Raw genomic sequence first — 6,336 nt, 5'->3', positions numbered from 1 at the left:
GCAATAATGTTTTCAATGTTCAATGCCATTGTTATTTCCTCCAAATAATTTTTAAATTTATAATATTTTTTTCGTAGCTAGGCTACGCTGCGTAGCTTAAGATTAAGCTGCGTCTTCTTTGTTTTCTGCAACTGCTTTGACAGCAAGTGCAACGTTGCGAACTGGCGCTTGAAGTACAGAAAGGAGCATAGAAAGAAGTCCTTCGCGGTTTGGAAGAGTTGCAAGTGCAAGAATCTCTTCTTTTGATGCGACAGCGCCTTCAATTGCACCACCTTTGATTTCAAGTGCATCAGCGTTCTTAGCAAAGTCGTTCAAGATTTTCGCTGGAGCAACAACATCTTCGTTAGAAAATGCTACTGCAGATGGTCCAACAAAAACAGATGCCAAGTCTTCAAGTCCAGCTTTTTCAGCTGCACGACGCAAGATTGAGTTTTTGATAACTTTGTACTCAACTTCGCTTCCACGAAGCTCACGACGAAGAACGGTATCTTGCTCAACAGTCAAACCACGAGCGTCAACAACGACGATAGATGCAGCAGCTTTCATTTTTTCAGCAACTGCGTCAACCAGTTCCGCTTTTTTAGCAATAATAGCTTCACTCATTTAGTGTTTCACCTCCGTAATTATTTTGCTTGGGGAATTTTCCAAAAGAAAAACGCGCCCAAACCTAGACACGAAAGTACAATACGCTTCTTTTTACATGATACGTTTTGTCCTCGGTAGGATCTTTATGAGTCAAGCTCCCCTACTGTCTTAGGCAGTTTTTTCAAACCATTGATAATTATAGCAAAAGAAAAAAAAGATTGCAAGTCTTTTAAGCAATCTTTTTGAATTTAATATTTCTATCCCGCAAATCTCTTACTTGACTGATATCTACTTCTTTCCCTTAGTCGAAAGTTTCGAGTTCAATATAATCAAAGTTCTCTCTTAAATAATCAAATAAGGCATCTTTACGAGCTTTCTGATTCATTCCAATAAACTTTCGCAACTCATTTGTACGGAGTTCAAATTCACTGCCATCAAGATACCATGCAGAAAAATGAACTCGTCTCACCTTATAACGACTACCTAAACGATACATCTTCATAAATGCATCTATCTTAGAACATTCTGGCAGGTAGGCAATATCAAATGTCCTGTAACAAATGAGATGATCGCCATAAACCAAAACTTGCAAATCTTTGTCAAGGTAGTCCGCATCATTAAGATTTTGCCAGTCCTCCTCAAGCTCAGGATAACAATCTCTCAATTCCTGAATATTACTGTTTAACAAAAGATTATTTTTTATCATTCTATAGATAGACTTGACTAAACTCATATTGAACCAAATAAAGGAAAGAACCAACATAAAATCTTCACGAATCATATCTAGCCAAAATGATAATCCTACTTTTAATGTATGATCAATAAAACTACACGAACCCAAACCAAAGAAGATAGCGCAAAACATTGGACTGACCATCATCAAAATTCTAGCTTTTAGCGGAGAAATCTTAATCCTTTTTCCCATTTCCCCCAGCTCCTCCTAAACTCAATTCTTTATCGCCTTTTATATCGCATTCCTCCTCTTGAGTATGTAACTTTGTTTATCATAGAAAAAATTTATTCCAGTAGTTTTATGGCATATTAGGAAAAGTCTTTTTAAGTAGATTTCTGCTTTCTTCATCGGCAGGCAGCCATCCATCATTGAAAACACGATCTTTTATCCAAAAACGATTATAGAAAAAAGTCCAAAAGAAATTAAAGGCTGTTCCAGTTGGCTTTAACAAATCTTCTGGAATGAAAAGCACAGCAATAACTAGCAAAGCGCAGAAAGAACCTAAAATAATACCAAAGTATTTCCAGTCCTTTCGAAAAAGTGGGACAAAAAAACTAAAAAGTAACGTTGTAATAGAGTAGGATGGTGACAAGGTTTTAACTTTNGTTCCATCTGGTGACTGAATACTAATCTCATTCATAACATCTCCTTTTGATTGCATAATATACCAAATTAATTTAACAAACTTCGATAGTTCTGTCAACTGTTTTGCTTAGATATTAGAGAACGATAGCCAATGAATACATTGAAGAAGAGACTAGAAAGTTATTCAAAGGAGTATTAGAGAACTGAATGGAATTGACTTCTTTGTTTGAATTAGACCTTTAAAGTGTGAAATTTAAATGTTTTTTCAAAAAAATACAGCCCTAAGGCTGCATTACTAAAATTGATCAAATGGTTTCTGAAACTATTTTTCCTTCAGACTACCATTTAAGCCATCCCGAATAGGGTCTAGAAAATAATCCAATACGCTCCTGCTACTAGTTTTAATTTCAATAGTGCCAGATAAGCCTGAAATCAAGCTCACTCCTTTATGAAGTTTCTTTTTATCAACTGAGATTCTGACTATGTATACCATTCCTTTCCCTTTTACTTGAAAAGCTGTCGGACTTATATAAGTCACTTTGCCAGGTATCGTCCCATAATCAGAATAAGGATANGCTTGTAGTTTTACAACTGCTTCCATATCTTTTTGAATATCTGCACGATCCTTATCAGATACTTGTGCTTCAAATATCAACTCTGATTTACTAGGTAGAATTGTTACTATTGGATTTTCTGAACTAACATTCTGTCCAATATAACTAACAGATAGACTAGCAATTTGACCTGTTGAAGGAGCTTTAATTGCTAGATGTTCTAAAATATAATGTTGCTGAGCTAGATCCGTCTCGGTTTGTCGTTTATTTTCCGTCAAAGTTGCCATTTTTTGAGCAAGACTAGTATCATACTGTGCAGTTACTAAGTTAGCATCAGCTTGTGATAATTGCTGACGATAAAGATTGTTTTCAGATATCAAACTCTGAACAGCATTCTGAGCCGAAGAATCATAATCTGATAATTGAATAGAGACATTTTTATCAGCCTGATATTTTTGAATTACTGCAATGGAAGCGTTGATTTCGGTGAGGCTGTTTTCTAATTGTCCGACATTTTGTTTGGTTACTGCATCATCTAGTTCTAATATGGTTGTTCCCTTTTCAACTTGGTCACCCTCCTTGACGTTCATAGACTTAACTATGCCATTAGTTAAACTAGAAACTGACTGCACCCGTTCCGCAGGCACTATTTCTCCCGTTCCAACAACAACCACATCAATTCTTGATAAAGAAACCCAAAGCAAGACTACGAGCAATAAAAGACTAATTAAAATTATAATCCATTTCCCCGCAATATGCGCAGGTCGCTCAACAATCTCTAACAACGATGGCATAAAGTCATATTTTAGTGTCCTATCTTTTTGCTGCCTATATTTTCGTAAATAGTCGGTTAAGGGAACATTTTTATTCATATCCATATTATCCCACCCTTTCCTGTTGGCGATAGAGATGTGCGTATAGCCCATCTTCTTCAAGAAGTCGTTCATGGCTATCATAAGACACCACATTTCCTTCATCAACTACTAATATTTTTTCAGCTTCAGCCAATGTAGAAAGCCTATGAGCAATAATAAGCACCGTACGTCCTTGACAAATAGTCTTTAGATTATCTTGGATAATTCGTTCTGACTCATAATCCAGAGCTGAGGTCGCTTCATCAAAAATCAAAATTTTAGGATTACCTAAAATAGCGCGAGCAATGGCAACGCGTTGTTTCTGCCCCCCAGACAAACCCAGGCCTTTCTCACCAATAACGGTATCATATCCTTGAGGAAGAGCTAGAATAAAGTCATGCGCTCCTGCTGTCTTAGCGGCAGCTACAACCTCATCCATAGTTGCCAGAGGCAAATGAATAGATATATTTTCCCGCACTGTACCGTTAAACATAAAGTTTTCCTGCAAAACAATGCCAATCTGCCGTCTCAACTGCTCTGGATTAACCAAAGACAGGTCTAAACCGTCAATAGAGATTTTCCCAGCCTCTGGGATATAAAGTCGTTGAATGAGCTTGGATAAGGTACTTTTACCTGAACCGCTCCGACCAACTACTCCAACAATGCTACCAGCCGGAATAGTAAAGCTCATATCTTTAATAACATCCGAAGCATCTGAACGGTATCGAAAACGAACGTGATCAAAAACTATCTTCCCTTCTAAAGTTGGCAATTCAACCAAGCCATTTGGGCGTAGTTCAGTTGGAGAGTTAAAAATATCACCAATACGAGTTACTGATAAGGATGCTTGTTGATACTCTTGCCAAAGCTGAACTAAACGAAGTACAGGACCACTGATATGGCTAGATAACATTCTAAAAGCAACTAATTGCCCAATGGTAAATTTACCATCAATTACAGCTAAAGCACCAAAAACAAGAATCAAAAGATCAAACGCTTTCTGAATAAATTGTCCAACCGCTCCTGAATTGGAGGCAATCATGGCTGTTCGATAGTTGGCCTTGACATAATCCGCCTGAAGGTCTCCCCACTTCTGCTCAAATTTCGATTCCAAAGCAAAGGACTTGACTGTCTGTACCCCCTGAATAGACTCCACCAAAAAGGAACTGGTCTCTGCACCTGCTTGGAATTGCTCATCCAAACTTTTTTTAAAGAGGGGGGTCACAATGGCTGACAGAAGTGCAAAACAGGGAATAGATGCCAACACCAGCCATGTCAGAGGAACGCTATAGAAAAATAGAACCGCTACATAGACTAGGATGAAAAACGCATCAATCAGAGATGATAGAGGTGTTCCTGTCAAAAATTGCCGAATATGGTGTAGCTCCTGAACTCTTGCAACCGTCTCTCCTGCTCTTCTGGCCTCAAAATAGCGCAGTGGCAGAGCAAATAAATGTTTAAACAAGCGTGCATTTAATAGTACATCAATACGGTTGGTCGTATGGGTAAATAAATAGTTCTTAGCCAAAGACAGAATCAGCTCAAAAATATATACTAGACCAATCCCAATGGCGATGACGGTCAAAGTGGACAAGCTATGATGAGACAGAACCTTGTCAATAATGACCTGAACCATAATGGGGGTTGAAATTCCCAAAATCTGAATAACAAAAATCCCCAGCAATACTTGGATAAAGGCTGTCTTAAAACGCAATACCGTCGGAATAAACCACTTAAAACTAAAAAGTGAATCGCTTCTTCTTAAGGATCCTTTTTTAGTCAGGAGAATAGCAGAGCCATCCCATTTTTCTTTCAACTTTTCTAGCGATAGTAAATGAGGACTGGACTCTCCTGGATAGAGAAGCAAAACTTCCTCTTCCTGAAATCTTGCAATAATAAAGTAACTCCCCTCCCTGTCTTGAGCTATAAAGGGAACCATACTTCCTGCTTTTTTGACCAAATCTTTCATCGGTAAGACAACATATTTCCCTTTAAGTTGGTAGTGTTTTGCTGCTTCCAACATAAAAGGAATTGACTCATTAAAGGAACTATTGGCAGCTATTTGTTTTAAATCTTCCTCACTTGCCTGCACTCCTAAAAATTGTGACATAATCAAAAAACATTCCACTGCCGAATAAGTAGACAGGTGTTCATAATTCATTTCTTTTTCTTAATCCTCTCTCATTTTCTATCTTCTAAAAAACAAGAAACTAGGGAACAAAATCGTCCCTAATTTCTCTTGTTGTACTATTGTACTGTTAGTTGCTCTGTAAATAGATTCGTATTTGTATTAACAGCTGAATTAACAGCCGATACAGTATTTTCGCTTGGCAGAGCAGATACTTCCTGAACTAGTAGTTGAGATTGAGTCACTGCCCGTATTTCCGTTGTACTTGCTTGGGGTAACCGACTCGTATCCGTGACTGGATTGCTTGAAGCCACATCGTTTACAAGAGTTTCTAGTGTCTGCGCTTGAACAGCAGGCGTAACAACTGATTCACTAACTGGTGCAGCCTTCACATCAAGAGTCATTAACTGATCGTTAACGGTTGCCGTACGTTTATCCGAGAATTCCAAGTGAACATTTCTATAAGAGCTGCTATAAAAATAGTTGTTCAAAATAAGCTGATCATCACCCTGTGTCAGAGATAAATTCCAGTTATCGCTTTTAGCAAGCTTCAGATTCTCTGGACTAATCCCTTCCCCAAAGCGAATGGTGCTTAGGCCTTCGGAATCGCTAATGGTATCCTGGCCATGACCTAAATCGAAGATATANGTATCATCACCAGCACCTCCATAGAGCTTATCATTGCCAGAACCGCCCTCTAGAAGATCATTGCCAGAACCGCCCTCTAGAAGATCATTGCCTTCGTCACCATAGAGCTTATCTGAACCTGATGATCCATTGAGTGTATCATTACCAGCACCAGCATAAATAGTCAAGTTGTTAATCGGAGAACTCAAATACTCGCTCTCAGATGTACCATAGAGTGTACGGAACGGACTGCCTTCATCACTCACACCT

The 6,336-nt window shown here is 38.3% G+C and carries 6 protein-coding genes and 1 other annotated feature; all 6 genes read right to left on the bottom strand.

The genetic code is table 11. The features are described 5' to 3' along the window. Positions 1-102 precede the first annotated feature (102 nt). The gene (rplJ, locus tag D8886_RS11365; protein WP_002895572.1) at positions 103-603 is read right to left on the bottom strand and encodes a 50S ribosomal protein L10; all 501 of its coding nucleotides are present in this window, start codon (positions 601-603) and stop codon (positions 103-105) included. Positions 604-640: 37 nt separating this feature from the next. Beyond that, positions 641-776 (bottom strand) — a sequence feature (ribosomal protein L10 leader region). 110 nt (positions 777-886) lie between these two features. Next, the gene (locus D8886_RS11355; RefSeq protein WP_049547697.1) at positions 887-1,510 is read right to left on the bottom strand and encodes a hypothetical protein; all 624 of its coding nucleotides are present in this window, start codon (positions 1,508-1,510) and stop codon (positions 887-889) included. A 106-nt stretch (positions 1,511-1,616) separates the two neighbouring features. Next, positions 1,617-1,958: a hypothetical protein gene (locus D8886_RS11350; protein ID WP_049547696.1), complete on the bottom strand. Its 342-nt coding sequence runs from the start codon at positions 1,956-1,958 to the stop codon at positions 1,617-1,619. A gap of 267 nt (positions 1,959-2,225) precedes the next feature. Next, positions 2,226-3,251: a beta-barrel domain-containing protein gene (locus D8886_RS11345; protein WP_446677713.1), complete on the bottom strand. Its 1,026-nt coding sequence runs from the start codon at positions 3,249-3,251 to the stop codon at positions 2,226-2,228. 85 nt (positions 3,252-3,336) lie between these two features. Then, a complete protein-coding gene (locus tag D8886_RS11340; RefSeq protein WP_049547694.1) occupies positions 3,337-5,472 on the bottom strand; it encodes a peptidase domain-containing ABC transporter in 2,136 nt (711 codons plus the stop codon). A gap of 86 nt (positions 5,473-5,558) precedes the next feature. Further along, positions 5,559-6,332 (bottom strand): calcium-binding protein, encoded by a 774-nt coding sequence (locus D8886_RS11335; RefSeq protein ID WP_446677712.1) that lies wholly within the window; start codon positions 6,330-6,332, stop codon positions 5,559-5,561. Between the last annotated feature and the right edge of the window lie 4 nt (positions 6,333-6,336).

The sequence above is a fragment of the Streptococcus sanguinis genome (genome assembly GCF_003943655.1).
GTDB lineage: Bacteria > Bacillota > Bacilli > Lactobacillales > Streptococcaceae > Streptococcus > Streptococcus sanguinis_F.
This window is presented reverse-complemented; position numbering and strand designations above follow the sequence as displayed.